General features: G+C 39.3%; 15 protein-coding genes and 3 pseudogenes. 11 read left to right on the plus strand and 7 right to left on the minus strand.

Features of this window, described 5'->3' with window-relative positions:
• The 3 genes from FTT73_RS14595 to FTT73_RS14605 form a co-directional block, all read right to left on the minus strand.
• A partial coding sequence (locus FTT73_RS14595) for a helix-turn-helix domain-containing protein (protein ID WP_180191599.1) occupies positions 1 to 452 on the minus strand: 452 nt, incomplete at its 3' end.
• Between the two features lie 143 nt (positions 453 to 595).
• Positions 596 to 1,138, minus strand: a complete 543-nt coding sequence (locus FTT73_RS14600) for a cysteine hydrolase family protein (protein ID WP_180075587.1) — start codon at positions 1,136 to 1,138, stop codon at positions 596 to 598.
• An 84-nt stretch (positions 1,139 to 1,222) separates the two neighbouring features.
• Positions 1,223 to 2,107 carry an MBL fold metallo-hydrolase gene (locus FTT73_RS14605; protein WP_180075588.1) on the minus strand — a complete coding sequence of 295 codons (885 nt, stop codon included), beginning with the start codon at positions 2,105 to 2,107 and terminating at the stop codon, positions 1,223 to 1,225.
• Positions 2,108 to 2,239: 132 nt separating this feature from the next.
• Here FTT73_RS14605 and FTT73_RS14610 point away from each other — a divergent pair, with 132 nt between their 5' ends.
• The 5 genes and pseudogenes from FTT73_RS14610 to FTT73_RS14630 all read left to right on the plus strand — a co-directional run bounded on the left by FTT73_RS14610 (position 2,240) and on the right by FTT73_RS14630 (position 5,680).
• Positions 2,240 to 3,217 carry a GlxA family transcriptional regulator gene (locus tag FTT73_RS14610; RefSeq protein ID WP_180075589.1) on the plus strand — a complete coding sequence of 326 codons (978 nt, stop codon included), beginning with the start codon at positions 2,240 to 2,242 and terminating at the stop codon, positions 3,215 to 3,217.
• Positions 3,218 to 3,344: 127 nt separating this feature from the next.
• Positions 3,345 to 3,626: pseudogene (locus tag FTT73_RS14615) on the plus strand (helix-turn-helix domain-containing protein); the annotation flags it as partial.
• Positions 3,620 to 3,983 (plus strand): annotated as a pseudogene (locus FTT73_RS14620) (IS3 family transposase); the annotation flags it as partial. The pseudogenes FTT73_RS14615 and FTT73_RS14620, both read left to right, overlap by 7 nt.
• A 195-nt stretch (positions 3,984 to 4,178) precedes the next feature.
• A complete protein-coding gene (locus FTT73_RS14625) occupies positions 4,179 to 4,640 on the plus strand; it encodes a DIP1984 family protein (RefSeq protein WP_004733111.1) in 462 nt (153 codons plus the stop codon).
• A gap of 704 nt (positions 4,641 to 5,344) precedes the next feature.
• Entirely contained in the window at positions 5,345 to 5,680 is a 336-nt protein-coding gene (locus tag FTT73_RS14630; protein ID WP_282549714.1) for a LysR substrate-binding domain-containing protein, read from the plus strand.
• Between the two features lie 40 nt (positions 5,681 to 5,720).
• Here FTT73_RS14630 and FTT73_RS14635 read toward each other — a convergent pair whose 3' ends face one another.
• The 4 genes from FTT73_RS14635 to FTT73_RS14650 all read right to left on the minus strand — a co-directional run bounded on the left by FTT73_RS14635 (position 5,721) and on the right by FTT73_RS14650 (position 9,233).
• Positions 5,721 to 6,521 (minus strand): sulfite exporter TauE/SafE family protein, encoded by an 801-nt coding sequence (locus FTT73_RS14635; RefSeq protein WP_159138862.1) that lies wholly within the window; start codon positions 6,519 to 6,521, stop codon positions 5,721 to 5,723.
• A gap of 41 nt (positions 6,522 to 6,562) precedes the next feature.
• The gene (locus FTT73_RS14640) at positions 6,563 to 7,057 is read right to left on the minus strand and encodes a flavin reductase (RefSeq protein ID WP_005093807.1); all 495 of its coding nucleotides are present in this window, start codon (positions 7,055 to 7,057) and stop codon (positions 6,563 to 6,565) included.
• A 98-nt stretch (positions 7,058 to 7,155) separates the two neighbouring features.
• Entirely contained in the window at positions 7,156 to 8,199 is a 1,044-nt protein-coding gene (locus FTT73_RS14645) for a methionine synthase (RefSeq protein WP_004733166.1), read from the minus strand.
• Positions 8,200 to 8,249: 50 nt separating this feature from the next.
• Positions 8,250 to 9,233 carry a putative oxygenase MesX gene (locus FTT73_RS14650; protein WP_159138861.1) on the minus strand — a complete coding sequence of 328 codons (984 nt, stop codon included), beginning with the start codon at positions 9,231 to 9,233 and terminating at the stop codon, positions 8,250 to 8,252.
• Positions 9,234 to 9,755: 522 nt separating this feature from the next.
• Between FTT73_RS14650 and FTT73_RS14655 the strand changes: the two are divergent.
• The 6 genes and pseudogenes from FTT73_RS14655 to FTT73_RS16535 all read left to right on the plus strand — a co-directional run.
• Positions 9,756 to 10,046: pseudogene (locus tag FTT73_RS14655) on the plus strand (IS481 family transposase); the annotation flags it as partial.
• 312 nt (positions 10,047 to 10,358) lie between these two features.
• The gene (locus FTT73_RS14660; RefSeq protein ID WP_159138860.1) at positions 10,359 to 12,515 is read left to right on the plus strand and encodes a TonB-dependent siderophore receptor; all 2,157 of its coding nucleotides are present in this window, start codon (positions 10,359 to 10,361) and stop codon (positions 12,513 to 12,515) included.
• A gap of 71 nt (positions 12,516 to 12,586) precedes the next feature.
• A complete protein-coding gene (locus FTT73_RS14665) occupies positions 12,587 to 13,198 on the plus strand; it encodes a DUF4198 domain-containing protein (protein ID WP_005093768.1) in 612 nt (203 codons plus the stop codon).
• A gap of 42 nt (positions 13,199 to 13,240) precedes the next feature.
• Positions 13,241 to 13,522 carry a hypothetical protein gene (locus tag FTT73_RS14670; protein ID WP_004281957.1) on the plus strand — a complete coding sequence of 94 codons (282 nt, stop codon included), beginning with the start codon at positions 13,241 to 13,243 and terminating at the stop codon, positions 13,520 to 13,522.
• A 3-nt stretch (positions 13,523 to 13,525) separates the two neighbouring features.
• A complete protein-coding gene (locus FTT73_RS14675; RefSeq protein ID WP_004733135.1) occupies positions 13,526 to 15,085 on the plus strand; it encodes a PepSY domain-containing protein in 1,560 nt (519 codons plus the stop codon).
• Entirely contained in the window at positions 15,082 to 15,354 is a 273-nt protein-coding gene (locus tag FTT73_RS16535) for a hypothetical protein (protein ID WP_100358270.1), read from the plus strand. Before FTT73_RS14675 ends, FTT73_RS16535 begins: the two co-directional genes overlap by 4 nt.
• Positions 15,355 to 15,482: the final 128 nt, after the last annotated feature.

The raw sequence follows: 15,482 nt of genomic DNA on the forward strand, positions 1-15,482 counted from the left end.
TCATGATATGAGCCATCAATCTGGATCAGCTCACCGAAGCAATCACGGTTATAGCGTGGCTGGTATGGGCGTTTTAGACGTTTGGATCGCGGAATCCAAAGGTCATTTGCAGTCATCCAGCGCCGAACCGTTTCTACCGGGATATTCAGGTCAAACATGCTGCTGAGCTTCTCATGCGCCAAGGTAGGTCCAAAGCCCAGCAGATGTTCAGAAATAATGGAAAGACATTGCGATTTTAATAAATCGTCATGGCGATGATGGCCCGGTTGACCACGACTGGCATGCGTCATGCCTGAAACACCATCTTGATTGAGCTTCTGCAATAACCGGGTAATTTGACGGGTGGAAAGATTCAGGATTTCAGCAGCACGGACTTGGGTAATACGATGATCTCGAACGTCTTGCAGAACTGCAAGACGTTGAATTTCTTTGTCAGACATAGTGATCAGCATCTATATTTTATATCCAGTCCATGGTGATAAAAACCATCATAAACCAGACATTTTTATTGGTGAGAATATAGACACTTTAAATGGGTTCTAACACAAGTATTTCGTATAAGGTGTATTATGTTAATTTTAGAAAATCTTAATCTTTAACTAACATAATCTTCAGTTGATATCACTTGAGCATATGCAAATTCAAAAGCGGCCATTAATGTTGCATGGACATGACCAGCAGGTACTTTAACGCCATTAAATTCCAAGTCTAGTGTTGCACAAGCATCATGAATAACTTTTACCTTATAACCAAAATCAGAAGCAGCACGAACAGCAGCATCAATACACATATGGCTCATAGCACCAATCACGACTAACTCAGTCACTTGATTGCTATCTAAAATTTCTTTGAGATTCGTGTTTAAGAACGCATTGATGTGATTTTTAATGATCACAGATTCATCTTCTTGCGGCTTAACTGTGTCCTGAAATTCAATACCATTTGAGCTAGGTTCAAATATAGGAGATTCAGCATCAGCAATATGTTGGACATGAATCACTTGAGTACCCTGTTTACGGGCCTTCGCAATTACTTTCACTGCATTAGCAGCAGCTTGTTCAATATTTACCAATGGTAATTTACCTGTAGGTAGATATTCATTTTGTAAGTCGATAACTAATAAAGCTGATTTTGACATATCTATTCCTTTACTTAACTAATATTTGTTTTGTTCTGCTTAGGATTTTAAAGAAGTGGAATGCTTCCACTTCTTTAAGTTACTTTAGAAAGAAAGCGTTTCACCATCGATAGGAATTAAAACCTTATCTTGAATCCCTTTGTCTTCTACATATTCTGCAAGTTGAGCACGTGTTACCGACATATGATTAATGGCATCCATATGAACCGCGACAATTTTAGCATTAGGTGCTTTTTGGGTTGCGTGATAAGTATCTTCTTTCCCCATAATGATGGACTCTTTATATCCATCCATTAATGCATTACCTGTATTTAATACAATTACATCAGGTTTAAATGTTTGAATTGCCTGATCAACTTCAGGACGCCAAATGGTATCTCCTGCAACATAAACTGTTTCATGGCCTGCTGCTTCAAAAACCATACCCATCGCTTCACCTAAGCCAGCTTTAAGTTCAGCATTACGATACATTTCGTCAGTACCATGTTGACCACCAGTTTTAGTTAACTTAACACCTTGGAAAGTAGTTACAGTTAATACACGAACATCTTTGAAGCCTTGTGCTTGGATGATTTTTTGATCTGCTTTATTCTGTACAAACAAAGGCATATTTTTTGGAATAGCCGCTTGGGCTGCATCATCCCAATGATCTAAATGGGTATGTGTCACAATTACCGCATCTACACCTTCTAAAACCGTTTCAGGCTTGATAGGTAAATCAACTAATGGATTGCGTAAATAACTGCGATGACTATTAGGGAAACCCTCATAAAAGCCTTTTTTCGCAAACATTGGGTCAATTAAAAAAGTTGTATCCGCATAGGTTACTTTAATCGTTGCATTGCGAATTTCTTGTATATGCGTCACTTTAGAGGTATCTCGCTGAACTACTTTATCATTCGCATATAAATGGACTGAAGCCATTGCCAGAGAGAGTGCAATAACAGAGCTACTTAAAATTTTATTCATGTTCTAGATCCAATCATTTAGTCATACTTGAATCATGATAGAAATCATCAAACAAAAAAATTGTCCTTAAGGACAATCATCGAAACTATTGGGACAATATGCTATATTTATTATTTTAGAGAGGTAGATCGAATGGCTATACCAGTGATTGGATTGTTCGTTTACCCCAATATAAATCCATTTCACTTCTCTATCCCCCATATCATTTTCAATATCAAGATTGAAGATAAACGCCTATTTGATCTGAAAATTTTTTCTATAGATGGCCAACCCGTAAAAACAGAACAGTCTATGATGATTATCCCTGATGGTGGGATTGAACTCATTAAAGAGTCGGATCTTATTATTATTCCTGGATGGGATGATTTTAATCATGAGCCTGAACAAGTACTTATCGATGCCCTAAATTGTGCATATCAGACTGGAATTAGAATTGTAGGGTTATGCTATGGAACTTATGCATTAGCATATGCTGGTTTACTTGACCATAAAAAAGCAGCTACGCACTGGATGGCTGAACAAGATTTCAGTGAGCGATTTCCACAGGTTCAGCTTGATCATGATGCCTTGTATGTAGAAGACCAAAGGATCGTAACCTCTGCTGGAACAGGCGCAGCGTTAGACTGCTGTTTGTACTTGGTACGTGAAATCTATAATGCACAAATTGCGAATAAAGTCTCTAGAGTAATGGTAATTCCGCCTCACCGTGAAGGTGGGCAAGCTCAGTTTATTGAACAGCCAGTAGCAGAATCGAGCCAAGATTCACAAATTAACCTATTACTTGATTTTTTAAGAACGAATTTAGCTGTACAACATAATATTGAAAGCCTAGCTGAACGGACACATATGACACGCAGGACATTCACACGGCATTTTAAGAAAGCGACAGGCATGACCCTGGTTGATTGGCTGAATACTGAAAGAATCAGATTAAGTTGTGAACTCTTAGAAACAACAAACTTGTCTATCGAAAAGATAACCGAGCTTTCAGGTTTTAATAATACAGTGTCATTTAGAAAAAATTTTCGTGAAAAATATGGTACAAGTCCTCAAGCGTGGAGAAAATCTTTTGGGATCATTAATGAGAATAATCCGCCTCATTTAACATAATGGATATTATACGAAATTGAAATGTTAGAACCCATTTAAAGTGTCTATATTCTCACCAATAAAAATGTCTAGTTTATGATGGTTTTTATCACCATGGACTGGATATAAAATATAGATGCTGATCACTATGTCGGATAAAGAACTTAAACGATTGTCGGTCTTGCAGGAAATCTGCGATCAACGCATAACTCAATCCCAGGCTGCTCAGCTACTTCTACTTCATATTTCAGAATGTCAGGTCAGACGCTTACTGCAGAAATACAAAGTTCAAGGTCCAGCTGCATTAGCCCATACGGGTCGTGGCCAAACCAGCAATTCCAGGCTTTCTTAAGAACTCAGACTCAAGTGCCTCAATATTGTTTCTGATCAACTGCGTGGTTTCGGACCAACCTTGGCGCATGAAAAGCTTATTCAACAGGAGTTATGGTTCATTCTGACCAAGGCAGTCAGTACTGTAGTCGTGCTTTTAGAGCACTATTATTGACGAATAACTGTATTCAAAGTATGTCACGCAGTCTTGCGCAGTACACTGCTCATGTTGGGACAATGCAGTGACTGAAAGCTTCTTTCATACATTGAAAGGTCATGTAATCCATGGCGTGTGTTTGCCACTCGAAAAGAAGCGAATGCTGTCTTGTTTGACTATATCGAGATTTATTACAATCGAATCAGAAGACATTCTGCAAATGGCTGGTTAAGTCCTGAAGCCTTTGAACAAAAATATTGTAAGAATTTAGAGGGATCGACTGTCCACAATACTGTCTAGGATCAGATAAAGGATTCTGCATCTGAAAAAGGCCTTTAGCTTAATTCTGAGCTTCGACTAATGACAAAATATAAGACTTCTACCTCTGAAAATTATAAAAAATCAATTGTTTTGATCTTTAAAGAATGAGGATATAGTATTTGTGAAATTACTTAGCTGCTTAAAACTTAATTCTAATTGGTTAATAGGTGAAAAATGAAATTAGCAGAAGCTCTCTTACTTCGAAGTGATCAACAAAAAAAAATTATTTCACTAAAACAACGTATCAATGCAAATGTATTGGTACAAGATGGTGATAAACCATCTGAAGATCCTAATGAACTATTAAAACAAGTATTTTCTTTAATTCAAGAATTTCAAAAATTAAGTTATGCAATTCATGAAACTAATGCTTTAACAAAATTAAATGATGGTCGTTCTCTACTTGCTTTATTGTCTTTGCGTGATGAATTTGTAGAACAGCACAAAACCCTAACTGCAGCAATAAGTAATACATCTCGTGAATCTGATCGTTATAGTACGCGGGAAATAAAGTGGCATAAAGTTATTCCAGTTTCATCATTACAAAAACAAGCTGATGATATTAGTCTTAAATTACGTGATTTAAATGTGTTAATTCAGTCGAATAATTGGAAAATTGATTTGATTGAAGCCTAATAGTCCTTTAGATATAATCAAGTTGAACATACTGGGCGAGTACAAGATCCCTTACTTCCACAACATAGGATTGTAAATAAAGTGTAGTGGCTTGCAAAGCAAGTGGATAAGCTTAAAATTTTAAGTACAAATCAATCCATCACTTGGCAGAACTCAAATCTTTGTGCAAACAAAGTTACACGTTACTTATAACTACCATGTACTGACAGTATGTTCACCTCAATTACTAAAAATAAAGAAATGAGCAAGCATCAGCTGAAGCACATTCCTATTTTTAATTCGGTTCGGCTTTGTTGCATAACGAGCTGAAAGACAGATTTTGAAAATAGCGGATTCAAATCACAAGTGCGACACATTTGTAGTTAGGTGAAAAAGTTAGGTGTATTCGTAGAATCATTAGACTTTTTCAACTCGCAATTGGAAAGCACGCAATGAAGAAATACACCCAACTCTCTCAAGATGAAAGTAAGCATCCGCTGAGCCCCACTTTTCCTCACTCATGAATACCACGATAGTGTCCACTAAACTTTAAGTGGACACCTATTTATGGATTTAAAGACAGTTATAGACAGCACACCAATGCTAAAAAAGCCCCGTCGAACCTTCACGGCTGAATTTAAACATCAACTTATTCAGCAATGCCAGCAGCCAGATACATCAGTGGCTAACTTAATCGCTGCACTGGTAAACCGAATGAACTTGTAATAACGACTTTCGCAAGAGGTCTATTTTATACAGATGATTTCAGTTTAACCCCCATCATATTAAGTGAAGCTCAAAAAGCAGGATTTGAACCTAATATTGTCTGTAAAAGTAGCCAATGGGATTTCATAGTAAAAATGGTAGAGGCAAATATGGGCATAGCTATTCTTCCAGAAATTTACTGTAGAAAATTTAGTAACTTAAAAAAAATATACTTCAATAGTGATGATATGACCTGGCAATTACATATGGCTTGGCATAAAGGATTAGAGATCTCTCATGCAACAAAAGCCTGGTTAAATTTAGTAAATAAATATAGTCATGAAATAAGTCTTTAAAATTACATTTAGCATAAAATCTCTTATGCGAAGTCCAATATTAAATTAATCCCTTCACAAGGAAGAAGCTTGCTACAATGACCAATAAAACTGCAAAGCATTTCTTTAACATTGCTGGTGATAAAGCATGTGCCGCCTTCGCACCAAACTTAGCCGTAATGAAACTCATGATGCTAATGCCAATAAATGCATAAATATGCACATAACCAATGGTATTAGGTACATTAATCTCAGCATTTATACCAAAAATAATAAAACCTAATGCACCAGCAACAGCAATGGGGAGTCCACATGCCGCAGATGTTCCAACCGCCTTCTGCATGACCACACCATAGCGATTCAGGTACGGAACCGTCAGGCTACCGCCACCAATCCCAAAGATTGCTGATGCAACTCCAATCACACTACCAGCAGCAATTTGTTGACCTGATGAAGGTAAATTTTTCGTTGGATCAATTACTTTTTTGGCACCTGTAAACATGGTATAGGCAACCCAAATCAGAAATAAGCCAACAATGATTTGTAGATGTAATCCTGATATCAAACCTGCAATACCCGCCCCAAAAAAGCAACCAATCGCCATGGGTGGTGCTAGATTTTTAAATACCGACCAAATCACAGCCCCATTTTTATGATGCGCCATCAATGAGCTAATCGAAGTAACAACAATGGTTGCTAAAGATGTGCCTAATGCGAGGTGCATAACCACATCGGGGTCATAACCCACTTGAGTAAAGACAATAAAAAGCAGTGGCACAATAATCGTACCACCGCCGACACCAAACAGCCCTGCTGCAAAACCAGCAAAAGCACCGATGACTAAAAAGGTTATAAGTTCCACAATAGACTAACTTTAAAAAATGAAAGGATTAAGGCGTTGAATTAAGCGTGTTCCAACTGACCCACTTGATGATAAGCACGGTTAAAATACACCAGGCTTTCTTCTTGATCGCTTTGTTGAACTTGAAGCACACGACACATGAAAATACTGTGTGTACCCACTTGCTGAATGTCCTGAATTTCACAGTCAAAACTGACCAAGGCATCTTGCAAAATAGGTGAACCAGTTTCCAACGCACTCCACTCACCTAAGTTGAAACGCTCTTCAGAACTGAATTTACTTGAAGCAAAAGCATTTGAAAGCTGTTCATGCTGAGTACTTAGTACGTTTACAGCCAAGACTTTATTTTCAACAAAATGGGCATGTGAACGGGAGGATTGATTCATACAGACCAATAACGTTGGCGGTGTATCCGTCACGCTACATACGGCAGATGCAGTAAATCCATGCATACCTGCTTTACTCGCAGTCGTAATAACATTCACTGCTGTGGTGAGTAAAGACATTGCATTTCTAAAGTCTGTTGCTTCAATCATCTCTTTCATCTCAAATGTACATATCACGTGCTCGTGCTTTAAGTAGAACAAATCATCTTGCAATAATTTGCCCCTGCTTCGCACGAGACTACGTTTGATTAAGCTTCTAGCTCTTTACGAACAATGGCAGCACCTGCGCTTAAAGCCTCAAGCTTGCCACGTGCAACTTGGCGAGAAAGTGGTGTCATACCACAGTTGGTTGAAGGATAGAGTTTATCTGCATCAACAAATTGAAGTGCTTTACGTAAGGTATTCGCCACTTCTTCTGCAGTTTCAACTTTGCTAGTTGCTACATCAATGGCACCCACCATCACTTTCTTACCACGGATCAATTCAATCAAATCCATTGGTACACGTGAGTTTTGGCATTCAAGTGAAATAATATCGAGCTTAGATTGTTGTAGTTTCGGGAATGACTCTTCGTATTGACGCCATTCATTACCTAAAGTTTGTTTCCAATCTGTATTGGCTTTAATGCCGTAACCATAGCAAATATGAACTGCAGTTTCACATTTTAGACCTTCAAGTGCACGTTCTAAGGTTGGTACACCCCAGTCATTCACTTCATCAAAGAATACGTTAAACGCAGGTTCATCAAATTGGATAATGTCTACGCCTGCTGCTTCAAGTTCTAAAGCTTCTTGGTTCAAAATTTTGGCAAATTCCCAAGCCAGTTTTTCACGGCTCTTGTAGTGTCCGTCAAAAAGTGTATCAATCATGGTCATTGGACCAGGCAACGCCCATTTAATTGGCTGACTGGTTTGGCTGCGTAAAAATTTCGCATCGTCTACAAACACTGCTTTTTTACGAGAAACTTCACCCACAACTGAAGGTACACTTGCATCATAACGATTACGAATACGCATGGTTTCACGCTTTTCGAAATCTACACCTTCAAGATGTTCAATAAACGTGGTTACAAAGTGCTGACGGGTTTGCTCACCATCACTCACGATATCGATACCTGCAGTGACTTGCTCATGTAATGATAATTTCAAAGCATCACGTTTAGCTTCTAATAATTCTTCGCCTTCAAGCTTCCATGCAGACCATAATTTTTCAGGTTCAGCTAACCAAGACGGTTTTGGCAAGCTACCCGCAGTTGAAGTTGGGAGTAAAAGTTTCGGTTGTGTAAGCGCCATGTCTAATCTTCTTTGTCTAAATTCGTAAATCTGTTTATCAATTTAATGGATTAAGCAGCTGTTTCGACTTCGAAATTTGCAGCCCATTCATTTAAAATGTCTTGATAAGGCTTAATGAAGTTTTCTTCCGTCCATTTACCTTGTTTAACTGCAAGCTCACCACGTTCCACACGGTCATAGACCACACGTGTAAGTGAATAATCGCCATAGCTTAGACTTGGTTGATACACCACACCTGCAGGAGAGTTGGTGTTGTAAATTTCAGGACGATAGATCCGTTGGAAACTTTCCATGGTCGCAATAGCACTGATCAATTCAAAATCAGTATAATCACGGACTAAATCGCCAGCGAAATAGAATGCTAATGGTGCATTACCACCTTCTGGTTTAAAGTAGCGTACACGTAAACCCATTTTGGCAAAATATTCATCGGTACGTGAATATTCATCATTTTTGTATTCCACACCCAAAATAGGATGTACGTTGGCTGTACGGAAATACGTTTTAGAGGTTGAAACGCTTAAGCAAATGACAGGTTGTTTTTTAAATTCTGCTTTAAATACATCTGAATTGACTAAATGTTGATAAAGCTTGCCATGTAGATTGCCAAAATCTTCAGGTTTTTCACCTACACCACAACCCAATTGTGGCAATACCACGCTGAAGTCGTAATCACGCACATAAGATGAGAAGCTATTGCCGATCATGCCTTCAATACGCTCACCTGTTTGATGGTCAATCACAACACTTTTAAGTGTTTCAATAAATGGGAAAGTTTGACCATTACCTTCAATATCAATTTCCGCAGAAATAATGTCAATCTCAAGTGAATAGCGATCACCTTTCGGGTTATCAACGGTTGCCAAGCTATTAAAACGGTTGTTGATCATCGCAAGGGTACGACGCAAGTTTTCTTCACGGCTTTCCCCACGTGCCAAATTGGCAAAGTTTGTGGTTAAACGTGTGTTTTCTGCTGGTGTATAATTCTCATCAAAACGGATACGTTTAATTGAACACTCAAATGCTGTACTCATGGAGATTGCCACCTAAAAATTTTATAAAAAGTTAAATTTCTGAATGGCTATATTTAAACGTGAATAAGAAAGTGAGTAAAACGATATAAATTCAGCTTAAGATGAGAAATACTCATCTTAATAAATTAAAGATGCTGAGGATTTTTAGTTATTCAGTAAGCTAAGCGGCTATCTAAAATCTTTATCTGAAATTGGTAATGTTTTTTGCAACTCTACCATTTGTACGTGTTACGTCAAAAAGCAAAACAGAAACCGTAGCCCCAGGCAACACCCCTCTCATCATAAAATTATACCAGTCAGTAAAATACCTTTAGATTAAGCATGTGTATGTTGGTTATTATTGTTGATTATCACAATAAATTAGTGACCAAAAATCAAATTACCCCACCCTACATTAAATTACACCACACAAAATAAAAACTCTATATAACTGTTATATATAGAGTTTACTAACATACCAATTATGTTATTTAGTGTATCTTATGTTGGTGACTCTTACCAAGGTTGGTTTATCTTACAACCGGGCCAAAGAATCCTCGCTCAAGCGTGTTATCGCCTGAAGATGAGACGGCAATTGTTGCTTTTCAAAAACGCACTTTGTTGCCGCTAGACGATTGCCTTTATGCATTGCAGCCAAGTATTCCTTATCTGACACGCTCGTCGTTATACCGCTGCTTGCAGCGGCATGGTATTTCACGACTGCCTAAGGTACAAGGTGATCGCCCTGACAGGAAGCGCTTCAATGGTTACTTTCATATCGACATCGCTGAGATGCAAACAGCACAGGGTAAGCTTTATCTCTTCGTGGCTTTATTGCATAAATATTTTGCAAGATACTGATTTTTAAGGGGTTTTATAAAATTTTAATAAAAAATAAATATAATTAAATCATAGTGTTAGGTATTCGTGCAGCAAAGCCGTTCAGGAACACAAAGGTAAGGTAATAACATCTTTTTTAATAGGGATATTTTATTGTCCTCCCTACTCCGTACATCAAAGTTTTATTTGTAGATTTACCTATCATTAACCCATTTTTCATTCATATTTCCTGTTAAATTTAAGATTGCTTTAAAAATATTTAAACAATAACATTAGTGATAATTATTATCATTTACATCAACTAAAATGTCTTCTACCGTTCCTTCATCATTTAAACTATCTTTACTCAGTTTTTCGATTTTAGTTACACAACAAAGTTTTGCCGATGATACTCAGCAATTACCGACGATTACCGTTACAGCGGAATCAGAACAGAGTGAGCTCAGCTCTGAACAGAGTAAAGCCTATATCATCCAAAACTCGTCAACCGCCTCAAAACTGAATATTCCACTTAAGGAAACGCCGCAAACAGTCAATGTCCTTACCCGCCAGCAGCTGGATGACTTTGCTTTGGATAATACACGGGATGTACTGCGCAATACCCCTGGCATTATCGTCAGCAATCAGGAAACGGAACGGACCTCCTACCTTGCCCGAGGTTTCGAGATTTCAAATGTTTTAGTCGATGGCGTTGGTATTCCACTCGAAGGCTATAATTATAATAATGATAATCCAGACAGTTTTTTGTTTGACCGTGTAGAAGTGGTCAAAGGCGCGAATGCCTTAAATAATGGAATTGGCGATCCCGGCGCAACTATTAATATGATTCGCAAACGCCCGACATCCGACCTTCAAACAGCCTTTAATGCCAGTTATGGCTCATGGAATACGCAGCGCTATGAAGTAGATGTATCCTCTCCTCTCACCCAAGATGGAAAAGTCAGAGGTCGTGTATTTGGCTATCAACAAACAGGCGACAGTTATCTGGATCGTTATGAACTGGAAAAGAACGGCATAGGTGCTGTTGTGGAGGCAGATGTAACTGACACAACTCTATTGACTGCTGGCTATACCGAAACCAATCACAAGCCGAATGGTGTCAATTGGGGTTCTAATCCACTGATCAATACTGAAGGCGAGCAGCTCAGTTACTCACGGAATTATAATTACAGTCCAAGCTGGGCCCACTGGGATAGCAATATTAAAAGCTACTTTGCCGAGCTTGAACAAAAACTGGGTGGCGACTGGACAGCCAAACTGACCTATGATGAAAAACGTACACAACGCGATTCAAAGCTCTTGTTTCTGTCCGGCAAACCTGGCGCAAATGGCACTTCAGGCATCTTCCTCTACCCAGGCATGTATATTGATGACAATAAAGAACAACAAGCCAGCCTGAGTTTTAGCGGCACCTATCCGCTTTGGGGACAACGCCATGAAGCCTCATTGGGCTATGTCTGGGCCAAAAATCGTCTGGATGAATTGGGTTATGCTGGCAGCTTTGTCAATCCGCTGACCACAGATTTAGCCAGTTTTACACCCGAAGAACCAAGCTGGGATATGTCGAAAACCAGTGGTGAAATGCATATCCGGCAGAAGAACCAGAGCCTTTATGCTGCGACCCGACTGCATCTGAATGATGATCTGAAACTGCTTTTAGGTGCGAACTATGTTCAGGCTGAAAGCAGTGGTAGCAGTTATGGGACCGACACCATTTATGATGAAGATAAAGTTTTACCCTATGCCGGTCTGACCTATAACTTTAGCCCTGAATATACAGGCTATCTGAGTTATACCTCGATTTTCCGTCCGCAAACCACCAGAGCAGATGATGGCAGCATTAACAAACCGATCGAAGGTGAAAGCTATGAAGTCGGAGTCAAAGGTTCTTGGCTAGATGACAAGCTTACCGCCACCATGGCTGTGTTCAGAACGGAGCAAAGTAATTATCCGCTTCGTGATTCTGATGGTATTCCGACTTTACGCACAACTCAGGTCAGTAACCTGCGTTCCCAAGGCTACGAGTTTGGCTTGGCGGGACAACTGACCGACCATTTTAACTTAAGCTTTGGTTATACCCAGTTTAGCCTGAAAGATCTGATCAATGGCGGTGATGCGCGTACCTTCAATCCAACCCAGTCTTTTAATCTTTTAACTACCTATCAGGTGCCGCAACTTCCAAAACTGAAACTGGGCCTTGGTGTGCAGTGGCAAGATCAGACCTATCTAGATGTGCCTGAAGCAACCGCCAATGGAGTGATTACCCAGAAAGCTGGAATCATTGAGCAGGATGCTTATGCGCTCGTGAACTTAATGGCCAGCTATGAGCTGAATGAGCATATGACCTTGCAAGCCAATGGTAATAACCTGACCAATGAAAAATATCTGTTCAATTTCCCGAATCAGCAAGGTTTTTATGGTGCACCAGCAAATTACAGCGTTGCTGTGAAATTTAAATACTGATTTTCAAACTTAGCCTTGACGACATGTTCAGGGCTAAATCATCACTACATACACAAAAACAGGTAAAACAAATGAAAAAAATGATCGCTCTGACCCTCGGACTGTCTATGACACTTTCAGCTCAGGCGCATATGCTTTGGCTGGAACGTGATACAGATAAGCAGACTCATGCGTTCTTTGGTGAATATAGTGAACAGCTTAAAGAAACGCAGCAAGGTGCCTTGAAGTCTTTTAATCAAGCAAAGGCCGTTCAGTCTAGAAAAAGCTTTAGTCCTCAAATGCAACAAGATCATTTGCTTTATGCGACCCAAGGCCAGACAGATGTCCAGCTCAGTCATGAATTGATCTATGGAGAATCATTGTTGAGCTATCATGCCAAATCCGGCAGACAAAACTTGAAAGCAGAGTCAGAACTAGATATTGTCCCGACCCAGATCAACAGCAATACATTTACGGTACTGTATCAGGGTAAAGCTGCTGCGGATGTTGAAGTCACAGTCTTTTCCCCGCAATTCTGGCTAAAAAAATACACCACCAACGGCCAAGGCCAGATTACGATCGCCACGCCATGGAAAGGTCAATATGTCATTGAAGTTGGCAAAGAAGCAGACAAGGCAGGAAAATTGAATCAGCAGGCCTATAAAAAACAGTATCTGGTAACGACTTTAAGTTTTGTTTATTAAGTTTTTAGATTTTCATCAGTATAGATTTATTCAAGGCCAAATATGATGTCTGTTGTAGTGCAGCCACTTGCCATTCTCTATCGCTTAGGCATGACCTTTGGCATTGGCTACTTGTGCAGTTATTTAATCGCACTCGATCTGGCTTACTTTCTACAGGCTTTTCTGCCTAAAGCTGAGTCTGTCTATTTGGCTGCATTTACTGCCCTGATTTTTTATGTTTGTTTTGTGATTGGAATCTTCTGTATCCAAAGTTTAAAAAAGCTTTCTATCTATAGCCTGATTCCTTTACTTATTTTATTTCTCTTCTCCCGCTTCATAGGTTAAACCATGCATAAATCTGTCCGTCAATCCATGGCATGTTTACATTCATGGCTGGGTTTAAGCTTTGGCTGGTTACTCTTTGCGATCTTTTTAACAGGCGCGGTCACCTATTACCGACATGAAATCAGTCTATGGATGCAGCCTGAATTTGCCACAATGCAAGTCAATCAGGAAACTGCCTTAAAATCTGCTTACAGCTATTTACAGCAGCATGCACCGGACGCCCAAAACTGGTATATTGGAGTCGCCAATCAAGACTCACCGGTGAATAAAGTCTACTGGCAAAAAGCGGATGGTGGCTATGAAGTCAAAACCCTGAATGCTTCGACAGGAAAAGAATTACAGCTTTCAGCCACACAAGGGGGAGATTTTTTCTATAATTTTCATTTTCAGCTCTATGGTATGCCCTACACCATTGGTCGGCTGATTGTGACGATTGCTGCCTTTATCATGTTATTGACTCTGATTTCAGGAATCATTACCCATAAAAAAATCCTGACAGACTTTTTTACCCTAAGAGCCTTTAAAGGACAGCGCTCTTATCTGGATTTTCATAATGTCAGTTCAGTGATTGCCCTGCCGTTCTTTTTGACCATGACATTTACCGGGTTGGCGATTTTCTTTTATATCGTGCTGCCTTCCGGTATGAAAAAACTTTATCCAGACAATCCCTTTCAATATTTTGAAGAAATTCGCACAATCAATACATCAGCCACCCACTCAGTTCCTGTGAAAACCCAGATGCTGCCAATTCAACATTTTATCACCACGGCACAGCAACACTGGGGATATGCGGAATTTGACAATATCACGGTCAAGCAGCCCAATACCCAGCTGGCACACATAACCTTAACTCAGCTCAAAGATCATTCCATTACACGAAATCAGGCACAGCTTATTTTAAATGCTGCTACCGGAAAATTGCTTGAAAATACACGAAATGAAAGTGCAATTGCCACACTAAATGCCAGCATGTATGGTTTACATATGGCACGTTTTGCCGAACCTGTTTTACGTTTAGGGTTATTTTTCTCCGGCATATTAGGCTGCGCAATGATTGCATCCGGATTGCTGCTGTGGAGCCTGAAACGCCAGATGCAGAAAAAATCAGTGCGGTTTCATCTCGGACACTATTTAGTGAACCGCTTGAATATCACCATAATTATTGGCTTGCCGCTTGCCATGCTGGGATATCTCTATGCGAATCGTTTTATCAGTATTCCTGTAGGTGCACCAAATTATGAAATTTATAGTTTTTTCTCTATCTGGCTTGGCAGTTTTATCCTGGCATGTGTAACCCCACAGCAAGATATATGGAGAATGCAGCTTAAACTTCTGATTTGTGCTGCCTTTATAATTCCCCTGATTGATATTTATTATTTAGTTTCCCAGCAATATGTTGATTCTTTTGCGACTTATTGGCCTTTTTTGCGTATTGATCTGATGTTATGGACCTTGGCACTGCTTGCCCTATTGTTACACCAGAAAATTACGCCCATTCAGCAAAAGGCTATTAAGAAAATCCAGACCAAACTGAAAGCCGTACAGCAGGAGTCTTCCATATGATATGGATCGCAATCATGGGGCTTTTATGGCTAAGCTGTTTTGGTTTTTATGCGGTAAGTGCAAAGCAGATCCTAAAAACCCGAAAATCTCGGTACGCTTTTTTAGCGAATTTTCCTACGTACACTAAATTCGCTGCAGGTATTTTCTTATTCGTCGTAATGGTTTTATTACGGACCCGGTTTAGCTACAGTATCAGCTTTGTGGCTCTATGGGTATTTCTAAGCCCCGTACTTTTTATCTTTATCTTAAAAATGAATAAAGCATTTTAGTATTAGACTTCCTTCATAAATCATTTTTCAACCAATTTAATTGTTTATCTTTCACCCAATCTAAATTGTATATGCCAGCAAGTAAATTAAACCGCAGGTTTAATCGTTTACGACGATTTCTATATACA

Origin of the sequence: Acinetobacter sp. YH01006, assembly GCF_013420445.1 — a bacterium.
Taxonomy (GTDB): domain Bacteria; phylum Pseudomonadota; class Gammaproteobacteria; order Pseudomonadales; family Moraxellaceae; genus Acinetobacter; species Acinetobacter pseudolwoffii.

Bases quoted from the DNA above. Each gene is read 5' to 3' on its own strand.
- FTT73_RS14600 (WP_180075587.1), bottom strand. From the start codon at position 1,138: ATGTCAAAATCAGCTTTATTAGTTATCGACTTACAAAATGAATATCTA.
- FTT73_RS14640 (WP_005093807.1), bottom strand. From the start codon at position 7,057: ATGATTGAAGCAACAGACTTTAGAAATGCAATGTCTTTACTCACCACA.
- FTT73_RS14645 (WP_004733166.1), bottom strand. From the start codon at position 8,199: ATGGCGCTTACACAACCGAAACTTTTACTCCCAACTTCAACTGCGGGT.
- FTT73_RS14665 (WP_005093768.1), top strand. From the start codon at position 12,587: ATGAAAAAAATGATCGCTCTGACCCTCGGACTGTCTATGACACTTTCA.
- FTT73_RS14605 (WP_180075588.1), bottom strand. From the start codon at position 2,107: ATGAATAAAATTTTAAGTAGCTCTGTTATTGCACTCTCTCTGGCAATG.
- FTT73_RS14610 (WP_180075589.1), top strand. From the start codon at position 2,240: ATGGCTATACCAGTGATTGGATTGTTCGTTTACCCCAATATAAATCCA.
- FTT73_RS14675 (WP_004733135.1), top strand. From the start codon at position 13,526: ATGCATAAATCTGTCCGTCAATCCATGGCATGTTTACATTCATGGCTG.
- FTT73_RS14660 (WP_159138860.1), top strand. From the start codon at position 10,359: ATGTCTTCTACCGTTCCTTCATCATTTAAACTATCTTTACTCAGTTTT.
- FTT73_RS14625 (WP_004733111.1), top strand. From the start codon at position 4,179: ATGAAATTAGCAGAAGCTCTCTTACTTCGAAGTGATCAACAAAAAAAA.
- FTT73_RS14670 (WP_004281957.1), top strand. From the start codon at position 13,241: ATGATGTCTGTTGTAGTGCAGCCACTTGCCATTCTCTATCGCTTAGGC.
- FTT73_RS16535 (WP_100358270.1), top strand. From the start codon at position 15,082: ATGATATGGATCGCAATCATGGGGCTTTTATGGCTAAGCTGTTTTGGT.
- FTT73_RS14650 (WP_159138861.1), bottom strand. From the start codon at position 9,233: ATGAGTACAGCATTTGAGTGTTCAATTAAACGTATCCGTTTTGATGAG.